The organism is Synechococcus sp. A15-62, assembly GCF_014280075.1.
Taxonomy (GTDB): Bacteria; Cyanobacteriota; Cyanobacteriia; order PCC-6307; family Cyanobiaceae; genus Parasynechococcus.
In genome coordinates this window covers 2,050,001-2,064,923 of record NZ_CP047950.1, presented here as the reverse complement: position 1 = coordinate 2,064,923, position 14,923 = coordinate 2,050,001, and the positions used below count along the sequence as shown (strand labels likewise).

17 protein-coding genes and 1 pseudogene are annotated in these 14,923 nt (G+C 63.1%); 12 read left to right on the top strand and 6 right to left on the bottom strand.

Annotation, left to right across the window (positions count from 1 at the left end; all coding sequences use genetic code 11):
* The gene (locus SynA1562_RS11770) at positions 1-1,086 is read left to right on the top strand and encodes an AI-2E family transporter (RefSeq protein WP_186493997.1); all 1,086 of its coding nucleotides are present in this window, start codon (positions 1-3) and stop codon (positions 1,084-1,086) included.
* Here the strand turns inward: SynA1562_RS11770 and cysC are convergent.
* On the bottom strand, positions 1,046-1,690 hold the full coding sequence (cysC, locus tag SynA1562_RS11765) for an adenylyl-sulfate kinase (protein WP_186493996.1): 645 nt from the start codon (positions 1,688-1,690) through the stop codon (positions 1,046-1,048). The genes SynA1562_RS11770 and cysC overlap by 41 nt on opposite strands.
* 31 nt (positions 1,691-1,721) lie before the next feature.
* Complete coding sequence (locus tag SynA1562_RS11760) at positions 1,722-2,048, bottom strand: translation initiation factor (protein WP_115081594.1); 327 nt, start codon at positions 2,046-2,048, stop codon at positions 1,722-1,724.
* Between the two features lie 99 nt (positions 2,049-2,147).
* Here SynA1562_RS11760 and trpB point away from each other — a divergent pair, with 99 nt between their 5' ends.
* A complete protein-coding gene (gene trpB, locus SynA1562_RS11755; RefSeq protein ID WP_186493995.1) occupies positions 2,148-3,404 on the top strand; it encodes a tryptophan synthase subunit beta in 1,257 nt (418 codons plus the stop codon).
* A 10-nt stretch (positions 3,405-3,414) separates the two neighbouring features.
* Here trpB and SynA1562_RS11750 read toward each other — a convergent pair.
* A pseudogene (locus tag SynA1562_RS11750) lies at positions 3,415-4,387 on the bottom strand (heat-inducible transcriptional repressor HrcA).
* Entirely contained in the window at positions 4,387-4,743 is a 357-nt protein-coding gene (locus tag SynA1562_RS11745; RefSeq protein WP_186493994.1) for a rhodanese-like domain-containing protein, read from the bottom strand. Before SynA1562_RS11745 ends, SynA1562_RS11750 begins: the two are co-directional and overlap by 1 nt.
* A 17-nt stretch (positions 4,744-4,760) precedes the next feature.
* Here SynA1562_RS11745 and SynA1562_RS11740 point away from each other — a divergent pair, with 17 nt between their 5' ends.
* The 9 genes from SynA1562_RS11740 to SynA1562_RS11700 are packed head-to-tail and all read left to right on the top strand — an operon-like array spanning position 4,761 to position 12,304.
* Positions 4,761-6,377, top strand: a complete 1,617-nt coding sequence (locus SynA1562_RS11740; RefSeq protein WP_186493993.1) for a DUF3352 domain-containing protein — start codon at positions 4,761-4,763, stop codon at positions 6,375-6,377.
* Entirely contained in the window at positions 6,355-6,843 is a 489-nt protein-coding gene (sixA, locus tag SynA1562_RS11735) for a phosphohistidine phosphatase SixA (RefSeq protein WP_186493992.1), read from the top strand. The genes SynA1562_RS11740 and sixA overlap by 23 nt, the downstream gene beginning before the upstream one ends.
* 10 nt (positions 6,844-6,853) lie before the next feature.
* Positions 6,854-8,047: a citrate synthase gene (locus tag SynA1562_RS11730; protein WP_186493991.1), complete on the top strand. Its 1,194-nt coding sequence runs from the start codon at positions 6,854-6,856 to the stop codon at positions 8,045-8,047.
* 27 nt (positions 8,048-8,074) lie between these two features.
* Positions 8,075-9,193: an NADH-quinone oxidoreductase subunit NuoH gene (gene nuoH, locus SynA1562_RS11725; RefSeq protein ID WP_186495429.1), complete on the top strand. Its 1,119-nt coding sequence runs from the start codon at positions 8,075-8,077 to the stop codon at positions 9,191-9,193.
* 59 nt (positions 9,194-9,252) lie between these two features.
* Complete coding sequence (gene ndhI / locus SynA1562_RS11720) at positions 9,253-9,900, top strand: NAD(P)H-quinone oxidoreductase subunit I (protein ID WP_186493990.1); 648 nt, start codon at positions 9,253-9,255, stop codon at positions 9,898-9,900.
* Positions 9,897-10,496, top strand: coding sequence for an NADH-quinone oxidoreductase subunit J (locus SynA1562_RS11715; RefSeq protein ID WP_038552703.1), 600 nt, complete (start codon positions 9,897-9,899; stop codon positions 10,494-10,496). Before ndhI ends, SynA1562_RS11715 begins: the two co-directional genes overlap by 4 nt.
* Positions 10,496-10,825 carry an NADH-quinone oxidoreductase subunit NuoK gene (gene nuoK / locus SynA1562_RS11710; protein WP_006851948.1) on the top strand — a complete coding sequence of 110 codons (330 nt, stop codon included), beginning with the start codon at positions 10,496-10,498 and terminating at the stop codon, positions 10,823-10,825. Before SynA1562_RS11715 ends, nuoK begins: the two co-directional genes overlap by 1 nt.
* Positions 10,826-10,843: 18 nt before the next feature.
* Complete coding sequence (locus SynA1562_RS11705) at positions 10,844-11,794, top strand: NAD(+) kinase (protein WP_186493989.1); 951 nt, start codon at positions 10,844-10,846, stop codon at positions 11,792-11,794.
* A 3-nt stretch (positions 11,795-11,797) separates the two neighbouring features.
* Positions 11,798-12,304 (top strand): CYTH domain-containing protein, encoded by a 507-nt coding sequence (locus SynA1562_RS11700; RefSeq protein WP_186493988.1) that lies wholly within the window; start codon positions 11,798-11,800, stop codon positions 12,302-12,304.
* A gap of 208 nt (positions 12,305-12,512) precedes the next feature.
* On the opposite strand, the gene SynA1562_RS11695 is transcribed toward SynA1562_RS11700, so the two are convergent.
* Complete coding sequence (locus tag SynA1562_RS11695) at positions 12,513-12,791, bottom strand: helix-turn-helix transcriptional regulator (RefSeq protein WP_011365335.1); 279 nt, start codon at positions 12,789-12,791, stop codon at positions 12,513-12,515.
* A gap of 67 nt (positions 12,792-12,858) precedes the next feature.
* Here SynA1562_RS11695 and SynA1562_RS11690 point away from each other — a divergent pair, with 67 nt between their 5' ends.
* Positions 12,859-13,764, top strand: coding sequence for a methylenetetrahydrofolate reductase (locus tag SynA1562_RS11690; protein WP_186493987.1), 906 nt, complete (start codon positions 12,859-12,861; stop codon positions 13,762-13,764).
* On the opposite strand, the gene SynA1562_RS11685 is transcribed toward SynA1562_RS11690, so the two are convergent.
* The gene (locus tag SynA1562_RS11685) at positions 13,745-14,923 is read right to left on the bottom strand and encodes an NDP-sugar synthase (protein ID WP_186493986.1); all 1,179 of its coding nucleotides are present in this window, start codon (positions 14,921-14,923) and stop codon (positions 13,745-13,747) included. The two genes, SynA1562_RS11690 and SynA1562_RS11685, sit on opposite strands and share 20 nt — an antisense overlap.

Below are 14,923 nucleotides of genomic sequence, written 5' to 3'. Positions count from 1 at the left end.
ATGACGCCCTGGCCGGCCTGGTTGCGGCTTGGTCTTCTGCTGCCGGTGCTGGGCTTGAACGCCTTTGTGCTGAAGCGTTTGCTGGTGCAGTTCGCCCCATTCCCCGGGCTGTTCCTCACCGCGGCTTTGATCGCCTTTTTGTTGGACCTGCCCTGCCGCTGGCTCGCGCAACGGGGTGTTCCCCGCGCCTGGGCCATCGTCAGTGTCGTCCTGGTGACCCTGGGGCTTCTGGTTTGGGCGGCTGTGGCACTGGTGCCGCTCTTGATTGAACAGCTCAGTCAATTGCTCAGTGCCTCGCCGTCTCTGCTCACCGCGGCAGAGCAGTGGATCGATCGGGCTCAGCTCTGGGCACTGGACCATGGTCTCCCGGCTGATTTCGCTGACCTCAGCAGCGATCTGGTGGCTCAGTTCAGCCGTCTGGCCACGCAGTTGAGCCAGCGTCTGTTGGGGCTGCTGGGGGCAACGGTGGGTACCACGATCAATGTGGTGATCGTGCTGGTGCTGGCGGTTTTTCTGCTGCTTGGGGCGGATCCGATCGTCGACGGCCTGGCCCGTTGGCTGCCCGACCGTTGGAGGGATCTGGTGCAGACGACCCTCGAGCGCACCTTTCGCGGCTATTTCGCCGGCCAGGTGGTGCTGGCGCTGATTCTCAGTGGCGGTCAACTTCTGGTGTTCACCGTCCTGAAAATTCCCTACGCCGTTTTGTTCGCCGTGCTGATCGGCTTCACCACCCTGGTGCCCTATGCAAGTGCCGTGTCGATCGTTTCCGTCAGTGCCGTTCTGGCGGTTCAAGATCCACGCACAGGGCTTGAGCTGCTCGCCGCGGCGATCGTCGTCGGTCAGATCGTGGATCAGGTGATCCAGCCGCGGCTGATGGGCAGCATTGTGGGTTTGCAACCGGCCTGGTTGCTGATCGCCTTGCCCATTGGCGCCCGGGTGGGCGCGCTCTATGGCGTGGGGGATCTGCTGGGACTGCTGTTGGCGGTGCCGGTGGCCAGTTGCATCAAAACCCTGGCGGATGCCGCCAGGGCTGGCGACGGCGGACTCAGGCCGCTGGAATCACCCCACGCTCCTGGAGCGCTTTGATCACCAGCTCGACGGAGTCGGTCAGATCCTGCTTGCCGGTGTCGATTTTGAGTTCGGGCGTTTCCGGTGCTTCATATGGGCTGGAGATGCCGGTGAATTCCTTGATCTGCCCCGCCCGTGCTTTGGCGTAGAGGCCCTTTGGATCGCGGGATTCGCAGACCTCGAGATCAGCGGCGCAGAACACCTCGAGGAAGTCGCCGTCCTCCACCAGGCCGCGTGCCTTGTCCCGGTCTGCACGGAAGGGCGACACAAAGGCGGTCAGCACGATCACGCCCGCATCCAGGAACAGCTTGGCCACTTCACCGATGCGGCGGATGTTCTCCTCACGGTCGGCATCGGAGAAGCCCAGGTCTTTGCAGAGGCCGTGGCGGATGTTGTCCCCATCCAGCACATAGGTGGCGAGTCCCCGCTCAAATAGGGCTGCGTTGACGGCGTTGGCCAGGGTGCTCTTGCCGGAGCCGGAGAGGCCGGTAAACCAAAGAATGGCGCTGCGGTGACCGCGCTGCTTCAAGCGCTCGTCGCGGCCCACGGAGGCCTCATGCCAGGCGATGTTGGTGGACGCACCTTTGTTGGTGAGTTCTCCGTAGGTGGGGCTGGCGGTCATGGCCACGGCATGAAGTGGCGGCCATTCTCCCTTAACCCCCGGCCCGTTTCGGCCGGTAGCCCTCCTTGCTGAGCAGCTCGAGCGCCAGATCCACCTGATCTCCTTGCAGTTCGATCACGCCGTCCTTGGCAGTACCGCCACTGCCGATGCGTGTTTTGAGCTTCTTCAGCAGCGCCTTGAAGCCGGCAGCATCCAGCTCCAGGCCCCGGATCACCGTGACGGTTTTGCCACCTTTGCCACCGCGGGTGGGCTGCACCCGCACCATTTGCTGCGCCTTGGCTGTGGGCTCTGCTGCAGGCCCGCTCGGTCGTTGCAGGCTTTCGGCACTGCTGAATTCCTGCCAGCCACCCTTCGGCATCCACCCGTCGCAACCGGGTTGCATTGTCGATGACTGCCCATGCGGCGCTCCATGGCGTGATCGCCTGCTTACGCTGAGCCGACGCTCCGCCGTGGATCCGTGACCAGCACCCTGCCCAACGCCAGCACTCCGGATCCCTCCAGCCTTCAGCCAGCGGTGCGCCCTGGAGCTCACGGACGCTTTGGACGATTTGGCGGCCAGTACGTGCCCGAGACCCTGATGCCAGCCTTGGCGGAACTGGAGCAGGCGGCGGCTCAGGCCTGGAACGATCCCGCCTTCACCGATGAGCTCAATCGTCTGCTCAAGAACTACGTCGGCCGGGCGACACCGTTGTATGAGGCCGAGCGTCTCACCGCCCACTACCGCCGCGCTGACGGCGGCCCCCGCATCTGGCTGAAGCGTGAAGACCTCAACCACACCGGTGCCCACAAGATCAACAACGCCCTGGGCCAGGCCCTCTTGGCACTGCGCATGGGCAAGAAGCGGATCATTGCCGAGACCGGTGCGGGGCAGCACGGCGTCGCCACGGCCACGGTCTGTGCCCGCTTCGGTCTGGAGTGCGTGATCTATATGGGCGCCGAAGACATGCGCCGTCAGGCCCTCAACGTCTTCCGCATGCGCCTGCTGGGCGCCACGGTGCAACCGGTGACGGCCGGCACAGCCACCCTCAAGGACGCCACCAGTGAAGCGATCCGCGACTGGGTGACCAACGTCGAGACCACCCACTACATCCTCGGATCCGTCGCTGGTCCGCACCCTTATCCGATGTTGGTGCGGGATTTCCATGCCGTGATCGGTGAGGAGTCCAAGCAGCAGTGTCAGGAGGCCTTCGGCCGGCTGCCCGACGTTCTGATGGCCTGCGTTGGCGGTGGCTCCAATGCCATGGGTCTGTTCCATCCCTTTGTGCAGGACACGACTGTGCGGCTGATCGGTGTTGAGGCCGCTGGTGATGGTGTGGCCAGCGGTCGCCACGCCGCGACGATCACCGAAGGTCGTGCCGGTGTGCTGCACGGAGCCATGAGCCTGCTGCTGCAGGATGGCGACGGTCAGGTGATGGAGGCCCACTCCATCAGTGCAGGTCTCGATTACCCCGGAGTGGGGCCGGAGCACAGCTACCTGCGGGAGATAGGGCGTGCTGAGTACGCCGCAGTCACCGACCAACAGGCCCTCGATGCCCTGCGCCTGGTGAGTGAGCTTGAGGGCATCATTCCAGCCCTGGAAACCGCCCACGCCTTCGCCTGGCTTGAGCAGCTTTGCCCCACCCTGGCTGACGGCACGGAAGTGGTGATCAATTGCTCCGGCCGCGGCGACAAGGACGTCAACACCGTGGCGGAGAAGCTTGGGGATCAGCTCTGAGGAGCGGTCCTCAGGCGAGCAGCAGTTCCAGGTGGCGGGCCACCCGCTGCACGGCGGCCCGTGCCGTGGCATAGGCCATCCGCATCGGGCCCACCAGGGCCACATGGCCCAGCCCCTCGTTGCAGCGGTAGGGGGCCTGAACCACGGCGCAGGCCTCCAGAGCTGGCTGCGGATGTTCGTCGCCGATCCACACCCGTGCGGATTCACCGCGGCTGATCAAGGTGGCGGGTTGGTCATCGATCAGTTCCAGCAGCGGCCGAAGGCTGGAGGTGCTTTCAAATTCCGGTTCGCTCACCAGCCTTGAGAGGCCATGCACCACCACCTGTGTGGAGTTGGCGGGGGCTGGTTGGTCCAGGGCGTTGCGCAGCACAGCTCCGCTGCGTTGCAGCTGCCTGGGCAGTGCGTCCCAGTTCAGGTCGCCCTGCTCGAGCTGGGCTAACGCCCAGCGTTCCATTGCGGTGAGTTCGGCTTCAGCACCGTGGGGCAGACGCAGGTTGAGGTGGCTGGCGCGGCCATTGGCTTCCACCAGCATCACCAGCAGTCGATCACCGCTGGGCACCAGGCGGATCGTCTCCAGTTGCTGGTTCTCCTGCTGCGGTTGGGTGATCAGGCTCATCAGGCCGGTAATCCGTCAGGCGCCGAGCCAGATGCATCAGCAGGTCGTCCAGACCGGCCCAACGGAGGCTGAGGCCGGTGAGCTCCCGTTCCAGGTGTTGAACGGCGACGCCAGGTTCAGGCAGCAGCGCATCCACGTAGTGCCGGTATCCCATCGGACTAGGAACGCGTCCGGCAGATGTGTGCGGTTGATGCAGCAGTCCGCGCCGCTCAAGAGCCCCCATGGCGGAGCGAACGGTGGCGGAGCTGGCGGGGATGCCGAAGCGTTGCACCAGGGTGCGGCTGCCCACCGGCTCCATCGTGTCGACGTAGTGGTGCACCGTCGCCTGAAGCACCTGTTCTTGCCGAAGGGACAGGGGCTTGCTCATCAGTAGCGGGGGACGCTGGGATCCACCTGAAGGCTCCAGGCATCAATGCCTCCCTCAAGGTTCCATACCTCAAGGCCCCAGGGCTGGTCCAGCAGCCACAGGCCGAAGTGGTAGCTGCGAACGCCGGCATGGCAGACCACCACGACGGGTTGATCGGGGTTGAGGTCGGCCTGCAGTGATCCAAGCCATGCACTGGATTGGCTCAGGGGGCGGTGCAGCACCGCACCGGGGAAGGCAGCGATCGCAAGCTCAGCTTCTTCTCGCACATCCACCAATTGCGGTGAAGGTCGCTCGCTTTGCAGCCATTGCTGCAGTTCAGAGGCTTGGATTGGTTGTGGTTGTTGGGATTGGCCCATGGCGCCATTCTGCGGTGATGGACAAAGATGAGGCGACCCGAGACCGCCGGCCCATGAAGGCCCGCCCCTTCCTCAGCGCTGCCGGCGCTGTGCTGCTGTCGCTGCTTCTGCTGGCCGTTGGCCTGCTCTGGACCATGAACCGCCAGAGCCCTCTGCAGCTGGCGGAGCAGCCGTTGCATCTGCCCCGGGCGGCCCGGTTTGTGCCCCGGGATGCTGATCTCTCGCTCCATTGGCTGGCCGATCCAGGACGCTTGCCGGCCTATGCCCAGGCCGTTGCCCCTGCCTCGCAACGCCGCGATGCCCGTGATGGTGCCCGGCAGTGGCGCGAAGGCGTCTTTGCTTTGGCGGGCCTGCAGTTCGGCCTTGAGCTGGAGCCCTGGCTTGGCGAGGAGGTCAGTCTCACCCTTACCGATGGGGACGCCAATGCTGGCTGGGTGTTGGCTTTGACCAGTCGGGATGACGACGGCGCCCGGCGCTTTTTGCAACGGTTCTGGCAGACCCGCAGCCTGGCGGGCACCGACCTGCAGATCAGCAGTTACCGCGGAATCGGTGTGATCAGCGGCCAGGGGGCGTTGGTGGGGCATGACCCCCAACCCCTGGCCACGGCCTTGATTGACGATGACCTGCTCCTCGTGGCCTCAGGCCGGGGCGTGCTGGAGCAGGCCCTCGATGTCTCCCAGCTCCCGGATCAGCATCAGCTGGGGGATCAACGCCTGCAGCGTCAGGTGGCTGAGCTCGGCGAAGGCGTGGCTCTGCTGACGGCATCTCCCCATGCCCTTGAGCATTGGTTGCAGGTGCCCGAGCTGGTGGCTCAACGGGACGATCTGAGCGGACTCGTGGCATCACTCCGACCGGAGAGATCAACCCTCGCGGTGGATGGGCGACTCGGGTTCCGGCAAGCCCTTGGTACCGATCCCTGGGCTGGACTCACGGATCTGACGGTATCGGCCGGAGGCCATGCCCGTTGGCTGGCTCAGCTGCAGAGTCCAGCCCGTCTGTTGGATCCCAGCGAAAGCCATCCGCTGGCCCAATGGTTTGGTCCGGTGCTGGAGAAGCACCTGGCGGACCAGCCGGCGGCAGAGGCTGTTGTGGGGGCCGATGACGGCCCTCTGCTTTGGCAGGACCAACCCGAGGGCTGGCTGTTGGCCACCCGCCCGCAAAACCCCGCCAGGGATGCGGTGGATGCGCGTCTGCAGGAGCAGGGCCTGACCCGTTCTGAGCTGGAGGGTGATGGCGAGGTGTTGAACGTGTGGACGCGGCTCGTGCGCCAGCGGGGACGCCAGCCGGGGGTGGATGCTCAATTGGCCGTGGCTCAGGTTCGCTCGTCTGCGTTGAACTGGTGGGGCGAGTCTTTGATGGCGTTGGCGCAGCGCCAGAACGGGCGTGCTCTCCAGCCCCGCTTGAACCAGTGGCAGGAGCTCACAGCCTCCGCCCAACCGGCGCAGGCCCTCCTGCTGGCGGATGAGCCGGCTCGTGCACTGTTGGGGCAATGGCGGCCATGGGCCCTGCTGCAGGTGATGGCGGGGCGGCCGCTTCAGGATCAGGTCCGCGGCCTTGCGGTGGCTATCGACGTTGATCGTCAGGAGCAAGGCAGTACCGAGATTCCGTTGCATGCCCGGCTCGAACTTGGCTGACCTGGTCCTGTTGCGTCATGGCATCGCCGAACCCCGCCAGGCGGGCCAGGACCATCCGGATCGACCCCTAACCGCCGCTGGCCGTCAGCGAACCCAGCGGGTGATGGCGGCCCTCGTGCAACGGGGACTGCGGTTGGATCGCCTGCTCTCGAGTCCGTACCGTCGGGCTCTGCAAACGGCGGAACTGGCGTTGGAGGCAGGGCTTGCTCCAGAGCTCGCTGTGGATGAACGCCTCGAGCCAGGAGGCGCCCTCAACATGCTGGTGACCGCCTTCGATCAACGGCTTGGCTTGGTCGGCCATGAGCCGGGTCTTGGAGATCTGGCCTGCGGTCTTCTGGGATGTGCGCCGGGTTCCCTGGTGCTGAAGAAAGCCGGAATGATCCAGCTGCGTCGTTCCGCGGGCCAGTGGCAGTTGAAGGCTTTGCTTCGGCCAGCACTGTTGATTGACGATTTAGGTTGCTGTTAGAGGCAATCAGATGGTGGCCCAGCAGCAGACAGGCGACCTGCGCCATGCGCGGACCGGGATCGAACTGCGTCCAGGCCTGGATGGCGTGCCGGCGACCCAGTCGGCAATCTGCGACATCGATGGAGAGAAGGGGCTGCTCACCTATCGCGGCTACCCGATGCAGGATCTGGCGGCCAACAGCAGCTTTCTGGAAACGGCCTACCTGCTGATCTGGGGAGAGCTGCCCAGCCGCGACCAGTTGGCGGAGTTTGAGCACGCGGTGCAGATGCACCGGCGGGTCAGCTTCCGGGTGCGAGACATGATGAAGTGCTTCCCGGCCAGCGGCCATCCCATGGACGCGCTTCAGTCCAGTGCCGCTTCCCTTGGGCTGTTCTATTCGCGCCGGGCGATCGACGACCCGCAGTACATCTATGACGCGGTGGTGCGGCTGATCGCCAAGATCCCGACGATGGTGGCGGCCTTTCAGTTGATCCGCAAAGGCCAAGACCCAATCCAGCCGCGGGATGATCTGGCCTACTCCGCCAATTTCCTTTACATGCTCACGGAACGTGAGCCGGATCCCCTGGCAGCGCGGATCTTTGATCGCTGCCTGATGCTCCATGCCGAGCACAGCCTCAACGCCAGCACCTTCAGTGCCCGGGTCACCGCCAGCACCCTCACCGACCCCTACGCCGTGGTGGCTTCAGCTGTCGGCACCCTGGCGGGCCCACTCCACGGTGGCGCCAACGAAGATGTCCTCGCCATGCTCGAGCAGGTGGGCAGTCCCGAGAATGCTGGCGCTTTCCTGGATGAGGCCATCGCCGCCAAGCGCAAAATCATGGGCTTCGGCCACCGGGAATACAAGGTGAAGGATCCCCGTGCCGTGATCCTGCAGGCCCTGGTAGAGGAGATGTTCGCCAGCTTCGGCCATGACGACCTCTACGACGTGGCCCGGGCGATCGAAGCAGAAGCAGCGTCCCGCCTCGGCCCCAAAGGCATCTACCCCAACGTCGATTTTTATTCGGGCCTGGTGTACCGAAAGCTCGGCATTCCCAGGGATCTGTTCACGCCGGTCTTCGCCATTGCCAGGGTCGCCGGCTGGCTGGCCCATTGGCGGGAGCAGCTCGGGGCGAACCGGATTTTCCGGCCTTCGCAGATCTACTCCGGATCCCAGCCACGCTCCTGGATGCCCATTGAGGAGCGCGTCTCGGCTCCGGCCGCCTAAGTTGCACCCACTTCCGTCGACACCATGGTGAGTCCGGGACTGGACCTGGAATTGAGCTTTAGCCAGGCCCTGCAAGGGTTTGGCTTCTCCCCGGAGGTGGCGAGGCTGCTGTGGCTGCCGTTGCCGATGCTGCTTGTTCTGGTGGCTGCAGTGGTGGGCGTGCTTGTTTCGGTGTGGCTGGAACGCAAGATTTCTGCCGCCGTTCAGCAGCGGATCGGTCCGGAATATGCCGGAGCCCTGGGTGTACTTCAGCCTCTGGCCGACGGCCTCAAGTTGCTGGTCAAGGAAGACATCATTCCTGCGCGGGCCGACAGCCTGCTGTTCACCCTTGGCCCGGTGCTGGTGGTAGTGCCGGTGATCATCTCCTGGCTGATCATTCCCTTCGGCCAGAACCTGCTGATCAGCAATGTGGGCGTGGGGATCTTCCTCTGGATCTCCTTCAGCAGCATTCAGCCGATCGGCCTGTTGATGAGCGGCTATGCCTCCAACAACAAGTACTCGCTGCTCGGGGGACTGCGGGCAGCAGCTCAATCGATCAGTTACGAAATTCCCCTTGCTCTGGCGGTGCTGGCCATCGTGATGATGACCAACTCGCTGAGCACGGTCGACATCGTCGGTCAGCAGACCGGTGCCGGCATCTTGAGCTGGAACATCTGGCGTCAGCCGGTGGGCTTCCTGATTTTCTGGATCTGTGCTCTGGCCGAGTGTGAGCGGCTTCCCTTCGACCTTCCTGAAGCTGAGGAAGAGCTGGTTGCGGGTTACCAGACCGAGTACGCGGGCATGAAGTTCGCCCTCTTCTACCTGGCGGGATACATCAACCTGGTGCTCTCTGCCGTTCTGGTCAGCGTTCTGTACCTCGGCGGCTGGGGCTTCCCGATCCCTGTGGATTGGTTGGCCGGCTGGCTGAACCAGCCCATCGATGCCCCCGTGGTGCAGGTGATCACAGGCACCGTTGGCATCGTGATGACGGTGCTCAAGGCTTATCTGCTGGTGTTCGTGGCGATCCTGCTTCGCTGGACCACCCCTCGCGTCCGCATTGACCAGCTGCTCGATCTGGGCTGGAAGTTCCTGCTCCCCCTGTCCCTGGTGAACCTTCTGGTGACAGCAGCCCTCAAGCTCGCTTTCCCCGTTGCATTCGGCGGCTAGGTTTTCCTACTTAGGATCTCCACTCTCCCGGCTCCGCTTCGTTCTCTCCCCTTCAGACCATGTTCGGCTTTCTCAAGCAGGTCGGTGATTACACCCGGGATGCAGTCGATGCAGCCCGGAATCTGGCCCAAGGCTTTTCGGTCACCTTCGACCACATGCAGCGCCGTCCGGTCACGGTGCAGTACCCCTACGAGAAGCTCATTCCATCCGAGCGTTACCGGGGCCGGATTCACTACGAGTTCGACAAGTGCATCGCCTGTGAGGTGTGCGTGCGGGTCTGCCCGATCAACCTTCCGGTGGTCGATTGGGTGATGAACAAAGCCACGAAGAAGAAGGAGCTGCGCAACTACTCCATCGACTTCGGCGTCTGCATTTTCTGTGGCAACTGCGTCGAGTACTGCCCCACCAACTGCCTCTCGATGACGGAGGAGTACGAGCTAGCTGCTTTTGATCGTCACAGCCTCAACTACGACAACGTCGCCCTCGGACGCCTTCCCACCAGCGTTACCACCGATCCCTCAGTCGTTCCCCTCCGGGAACTTGCCTATCTGCCGGCAGGTGAGATGGATCCTCACGGCGTTGCTGCCGATCGGCCTCGGGCTGGCCAGCTTCCGGCTCAGGTGTTGGAGACCCTCACCCCTCCAGCGAAGCCCACAGCCAAGAATGAGGGACAATCCTCCAGTGAGGCCAAGGAGGGCGACGCATGACCATCGCGACAACCACCGAGCTGATCTGTTTCCTGGTGCTGTCCGCCGTTGTGGTGATCGGCGCCTTGGGTGTGGTGTTGCTCAGCAACATCGTCTATTCCGCCTTCCTGCTGGGCGGGGTGTTCACCGCCGTTGCAGGGCTCTACTTGCTGCTGAACGCCAGTTTCGTGGCCATGGCCCAGATTCTGGTTTACGTGGGCGCGATCAACGTGTTGATCCTGTTCGCGATCATGCTTGTGAACAAGCGGGAAGACCTCAAGGCCATCGCCAACCTCACCACGCGCCGTGTGGTGTCCGCCGGCGTCTGCGCCGGTCTGCTGGCGTTGCTGGTTCGTGTTGTGGTCACCACCCCCTGGTCGCTGCCAGGCCCTGCCGCCGTGGGTGAGGAAGCCACGGCTCGCATTGGTGAGCACCTGTTCACCGATTACCTGCTGCCGTTTGAGGTGGCATCTGTGCTGTTGCTGATGGCCATGATCGGTGCCATTGTCCTGGCCCGTCGTGATGTGTTGGCCACCGATGTGGTCACCGGTGAGGTGGCCGATCAAGGCCTGATTGAGAAGGCCCGTACTCCCCTGCTGATGAATCGAGCGGACTGATGAGCGACTTACTTGCCACACTTCCCTCCCTGCAGGCCTACCTCCTGGTGGCTGCGATGCTCTTCTGCATCGGCGTCTGGGGTTTGATCAACAGTCGCAATGCGGTGCGCGTATTGATGAGCATTGAGCTGATGCTCAATGCCGTGAACATCAACTTGATGGCCTTTTCCTCCTTCGTGGATGGTGATTTGATTCGCGGCCAGGTCTTCGCTGTGTTTGTGATCACTGTGGCCGCCGCTGAGGCCGCTGTCGGTCTGGCGATCCTGCTGTCGCTTTATCGCAATCGCGTTACCGTCGACATGGAGCAGTTCAACCTGCTGCGCTGGTAACCCCCGCACACCTGGGTCATGCGTCTCGATCGGGTCTGGGTGATCTATCGGGCCGACAGTCAGCCTGCCCAGCGTGAGGCCCGGCAATGTGCCAAGGAGCTGAAGGCCCTAGGCTCCCACGTGGTCACGGCGATGTCGGGGCCGCGGGTGAATCCTTTCCCTGGCCTGCTGGCTGTTGAGGAGTCGTTGCCCGACCTTGCTGTGGTGCTGGGGGGAGATGGCACGGTGCTGGGGGCTGCCCGCCACCTGGCGGTGCATGACATCCCGATCCTCAGCATCAATGTGGGAGGCCATCTGGGTTTTCTCACCCATGACCGCCGTGTGTTGCGTGGCGATCAGATCTGGCAACGCCTTCAGGACGATCAGTTCGCGATTGAACGGCGCATGATGCTTCAGGCGATGGTGGATTGCCGTTCTGCTGAAGATCGAGCGGCTTCGCCGGGCCCGTTGCAGCAGCCGGATCTTGAAGACGATGAAGAGCACCACTGGGCCTTCAACGACTTCTACTTGCGGGCCTATCGCGATGAAATTTCGCCCACCTGCACCCTGGAGCTCGAGATCGATGGGGAAGTGATCGATCAGGTGCGTGGTGATGGCCTGATCCTCTCCACCCCCACGGGCTCCACCGGGTACGCCCTGGCGGCAGGGGGGCCGATTCTTCATCCCGGCATCGATGCCATCATCGTTGCCCCGATCTGCCCGATGAGTCTCTCCAGCCGAACGCTGGTGGTGCCGCCCCGGGCCAGGTTGGCGATCTGGCCTCTTGGGGCTGGGGATCACCGGATCAAGCTTTGGAAAGACGGCGTGGGCTGCACGGTGCTCGAGCCTGGCGAGTGCTGTGTTGTTCAGCAGGCGCGCCACCATGCCCTGATGGTGTTGCTCAATCAAAGCCCGTCGTACTACCGAACCCTGTCCCACAAGCTGCACTGGGCGGGAAGCCTGCACGCGGCGCAGCCCTCGCAGAATTGAGCCATGGCTCTTGAGATTGAACGGCGCTTTCTGGTGCAGTCGGATGCCTGGCGCAGCAGTGCTGGCCCTGCACAGCCGTTGCGTCAGGGATATCTGGCCGCCAGTGCTGAAGGTGTGACGGTGCGGATGCGTCTGCGTGGCACGGATCAGGCCTGGCTCACCCTGAAGGCTGCTGCTGATGCCATTGGTCTGGTGCGCCACGAGTTCGAATATCCGATTCCCGTGGCGGACGCCGAAGCCTTATGGGATCTGGCGCCGCACCGCCTGGACAAAGTCCGCTACGCCTTGGATTGCCCTAGTGGTGACTGGGTGGTGGATTGTTTCCAGGGCGAGAACGCCCCCTTGGTGCTGGCGGAGGTGGAGCTGGCATCGGCCCAGGCGGATCTGCTGATTCCGCCCTGGTGCGGAGAGGAGATCACAGGGGAATCCCGCTGGAGCAATGCGGTGCTGGCGCAGCACCCGGTTCAGTCCTGGCCCGAAGAGCAGCGTCGTCGTTTTGGCTGGCCCTAAGGACGGACTGGATTTGTCTTCAGGTTTCCTTTAGCTTTGAGGAGTTCTGATTGGTGGCTCCTTCCAGTGGTGGGTCTGTACGACACAACTGGAATGCTTCGCTTCGCAGGGTCGAGCGTGGAGGCCTGCCTGGAATACGCCTCGCTGTTTCAGATTCCTGTAGGCCCCACCTCCCTGCAAAGCCTGCCGGAGCCTGTCAGCTCCACGATCAGGCTGAGGGGGGATCGTGTTCTGGAAGGACGCAACAGTTGAAGCCGTCCCGGCAGATCTTGCCGTTGTCCATGGCCCAATTGAGCAGTGCCACCCGGTTCTTGGAACCGGTCTTGGTGAACACGTTGCTCACATGGTTGTCCACCGTTCGTTTGCTGATGGTGAGCCGGTCAGCGATTTCCTGATTGGTCAGTCCTTCGGCCACGAGCTCGATGATCTCGATCTCCCTTGCAGAGAGGGAGATCTCCAGAGGATCCGTACCGTCGAGGGAGGACATGGCTGACCGCCGTTGGAGCCATGCTAGTCCGGCCGACCGGTCTGATCCTGCATAGTGGGCCGGTGAAATGGAACGAGATTTGAGGACGGCGCTACAGCGCGCAATTGAGGCCGGGGATCAGGTGCTCACGGCCGAGGTGATGCCTCCCCGCGGAGCCGATCCTTCGCACATGCTGGCCATGGCCGCATCGTTGCAAGGCCGTGTCCATGCGGTGAATGTGACCGATGGCAGTCGGGCCGTGATGCGGATGAGCAGCCTGGCCTCTTGCAAGTTGCTGCTTGAGGCCGGCCTGGAACCGGTGTTGCAGATGGCCTGCCGGGATCGCAACCGCATCGCCCTCCAGGCCGACCTGCTCGGGGCCCATGCGCTTGGGATCCGCAACCTGTTGTGTCTCACTGGCGATCCGGTGCGGGCGGGTGATCAGTCGGATGCGCGGCCGGTGAATGAGTTCGAGTCGGTGAAGCTCCTGCAGCAGGTGGACGCTCTTAATCGAGGCATGGATCCCGTGCAGGGCACCCTGCCGGACGGGGCGACCACGCTGTTTGCGGGGTGTGCTGCCGACCCGCAATCGAGGAGCTGGAGCGGTCTCCAGCGTCGGTTGCAGCGCAAGCAGGCGGCGGGAGCCCGTTTCGTTCAAACCCAGATGGTGATGGACCCTGAAGCGCTCGAGCGCTTCCAGCGCGAGCTGGCAGGCCCCCTGGACCTGCCCGTTCTCGCTGGCGTCTTTCTGCTGAAGTCAGCCAAGAATGCCCGGTTCATCAATCGCGTTGTACCTGGAGCTTGCATCCCCGATGCGTTGATCCATCGGCTGGAGTGCGCCGAGCATCCCGCCATGGAGGGTGTGGCCATCGCCGCAGAACAGGTGAAGCGCTACCTCGGCATCGTTCGTGGCGTGCACCTGATGGCGATCAAGGCGGAGGAGCGGATCCCGATGATCCTCGATCGCGCTGGTCTCAGCTCGCTGCCTGGGTGAGGTCGGTGCCGAGCAGCTCTGCCATGGCCTTTTGCTGTGGGGAAGGCTCCACAAGGTCCTGACGACGGGCATCGGTGATCAGCCAGTCGAGCGAGGCCTCCTGCAGATCGAAGTGATCACCGTCCTTGCCCACGCAGTAGCGGCCAAACACCAGCTTCTCGAGCAGCTGCACGCCAGGGCCGATGCGCGAATAGTCGAAGATGATCGAGTTATCAACGGTGGCGCCCTCACAGATGTGGCAGCTGGGGCCGATCATGGTGGGTCCAATAATGGTTGCGCCGTCTTCGATCTTGGTCATGCCGCCCACGTAGACGGGACCGCTGACGTTGATCTTGTCCCAGTTGGCGGCCACATTCAGGCCGGTGTAAACCCCTGGGCGCACCTCCTTGCCGGGGATGCCCACCTGACGGACGTCACCCGATAACACGCTGCGGATGGCTTGCCAGTAGTCGGGAACCTTGCCGATATCCACCCATTCGAAATCCATCGGGATGGCATAGAACGGTGCACCGAGCTCGGCCAGTTTCGGGAACAGATCCGAGCCGATGTCGAAGGACTGACCCGAAGGGATGTGTTCAAAGATTTCCGGCTCGAAGATGTAGATGCCGGTGTTGATCGTGTCGCTGAGGGCTTCGTCGACGCTGGGCTTCTCCTGGAAGCTTGAAATTCTGTTCTGGTCATCGGTGACCACAACGCCATAGCTGCTCACCTGATCCTTGGGGACCCGTTTGGTGACAAGGCTGGCGATCGCACCCTTCTCTTTGTGCAGGCGTACCGCTTCGCTGAGATCAAGGTCGATCAGCGCGTCGCCGCAGAGCACCACGAAGGTGTCGTCAAAGAAGTGCTGGAAATCCTGGATTTTTTTGAGCCCGCCAGCAGATCCCAGGGCACTACCGATCAGCTCACCGTCTTCAATTCGTCCTTCAAAGCTGTAAGCAATTTCAACGCCGAAACGCTGGCCATCCCGGAAGTAATTTTCAATCTCTTCGGCCAGGTGGGAGACGTTCACCATCACTTCGGTGAAGCCGTGCTCCTTGAGCAGTTCCAGCAGAAATTCCATCACCGGCTTCTGCAGGATCGGAATCATTGGCTTGGGGATCACATGGGTGATCGGTTGGACCCGCGTCCCCTTACCAGCCGCCAGAATCATCGCCTTCAT

Coding starts and splice junctions, on each gene's coding strand:
- SynA1562_RS11770 (WP_186493997.1), top strand. CDS start 1: ATGACGCCCTGGCCGGCCTGGTTGCGGCTTGGTCTTCTGCTGCCGGTG.
- cysC (WP_186493996.1), bottom strand. CDS start 1,690: ATGACCGCCAGCCCCACCTACGGAGAACTCACCAACAAAGGTGCGTCC.
- SynA1562_RS11760 (WP_115081594.1), bottom strand. CDS start 2,048: ATGCCGAAGGGTGGCTGGCAGGAATTCAGCAGTGCCGAAAGCCTGCAA.
- SynA1562_RS11745 (WP_186493994.1), bottom strand. CDS start 4,743: ATGGGCCAATCCCAACAACCACAACCAATCCAAGCCTCTGAACTGCAG.
- SynA1562_RS11740 (WP_186493993.1), top strand. CDS start 4,761: ATGGACAAAGATGAGGCGACCCGAGACCGCCGGCCCATGAAGGCCCGC.
- sixA (WP_186493992.1), top strand. CDS start 6,355: ATGCCCGGCTCGAACTTGGCTGACCTGGTCCTGTTGCGTCATGGCATC.
- SynA1562_RS11730 (WP_186493991.1), top strand. CDS start 6,854: ATGGTGGCCCAGCAGCAGACAGGCGACCTGCGCCATGCGCGGACCGGG.
- ndhI (WP_186493990.1), top strand. CDS start 9,253: ATGTTCGGCTTTCTCAAGCAGGTCGGTGATTACACCCGGGATGCAGTC.
- SynA1562_RS11715 (WP_038552703.1), top strand. CDS start 9,897: ATGACCATCGCGACAACCACCGAGCTGATCTGTTTCCTGGTGCTGTCC.
- nuoK (WP_006851948.1), top strand. CDS start 10,496: ATGAGCGACTTACTTGCCACACTTCCCTCCCTGCAGGCCTACCTCCTG.
- SynA1562_RS11705 (WP_186493989.1), top strand. CDS start 10,844: ATGCGTCTCGATCGGGTCTGGGTGATCTATCGGGCCGACAGTCAGCCT.
- SynA1562_RS11700 (WP_186493988.1), top strand. CDS start 11,798: ATGGCTCTTGAGATTGAACGGCGCTTTCTGGTGCAGTCGGATGCCTGG.
- SynA1562_RS11695 (WP_011365335.1), bottom strand. CDS start 12,791: ATGTCCTCCCTCGACGGTACGGATCCTCTGGAGATCTCCCTCTCTGCA.
- SynA1562_RS11690 (WP_186493987.1), top strand. CDS start 12,859: ATGGAACGAGATTTGAGGACGGCGCTACAGCGCGCAATTGAGGCCGGG.
- SynA1562_RS11685 (WP_186493986.1), bottom strand. CDS start 14,923: ATGAAGGCGATGATTCTGGCGGCTGGTAAGGGGACGCGGGTCCAACCG.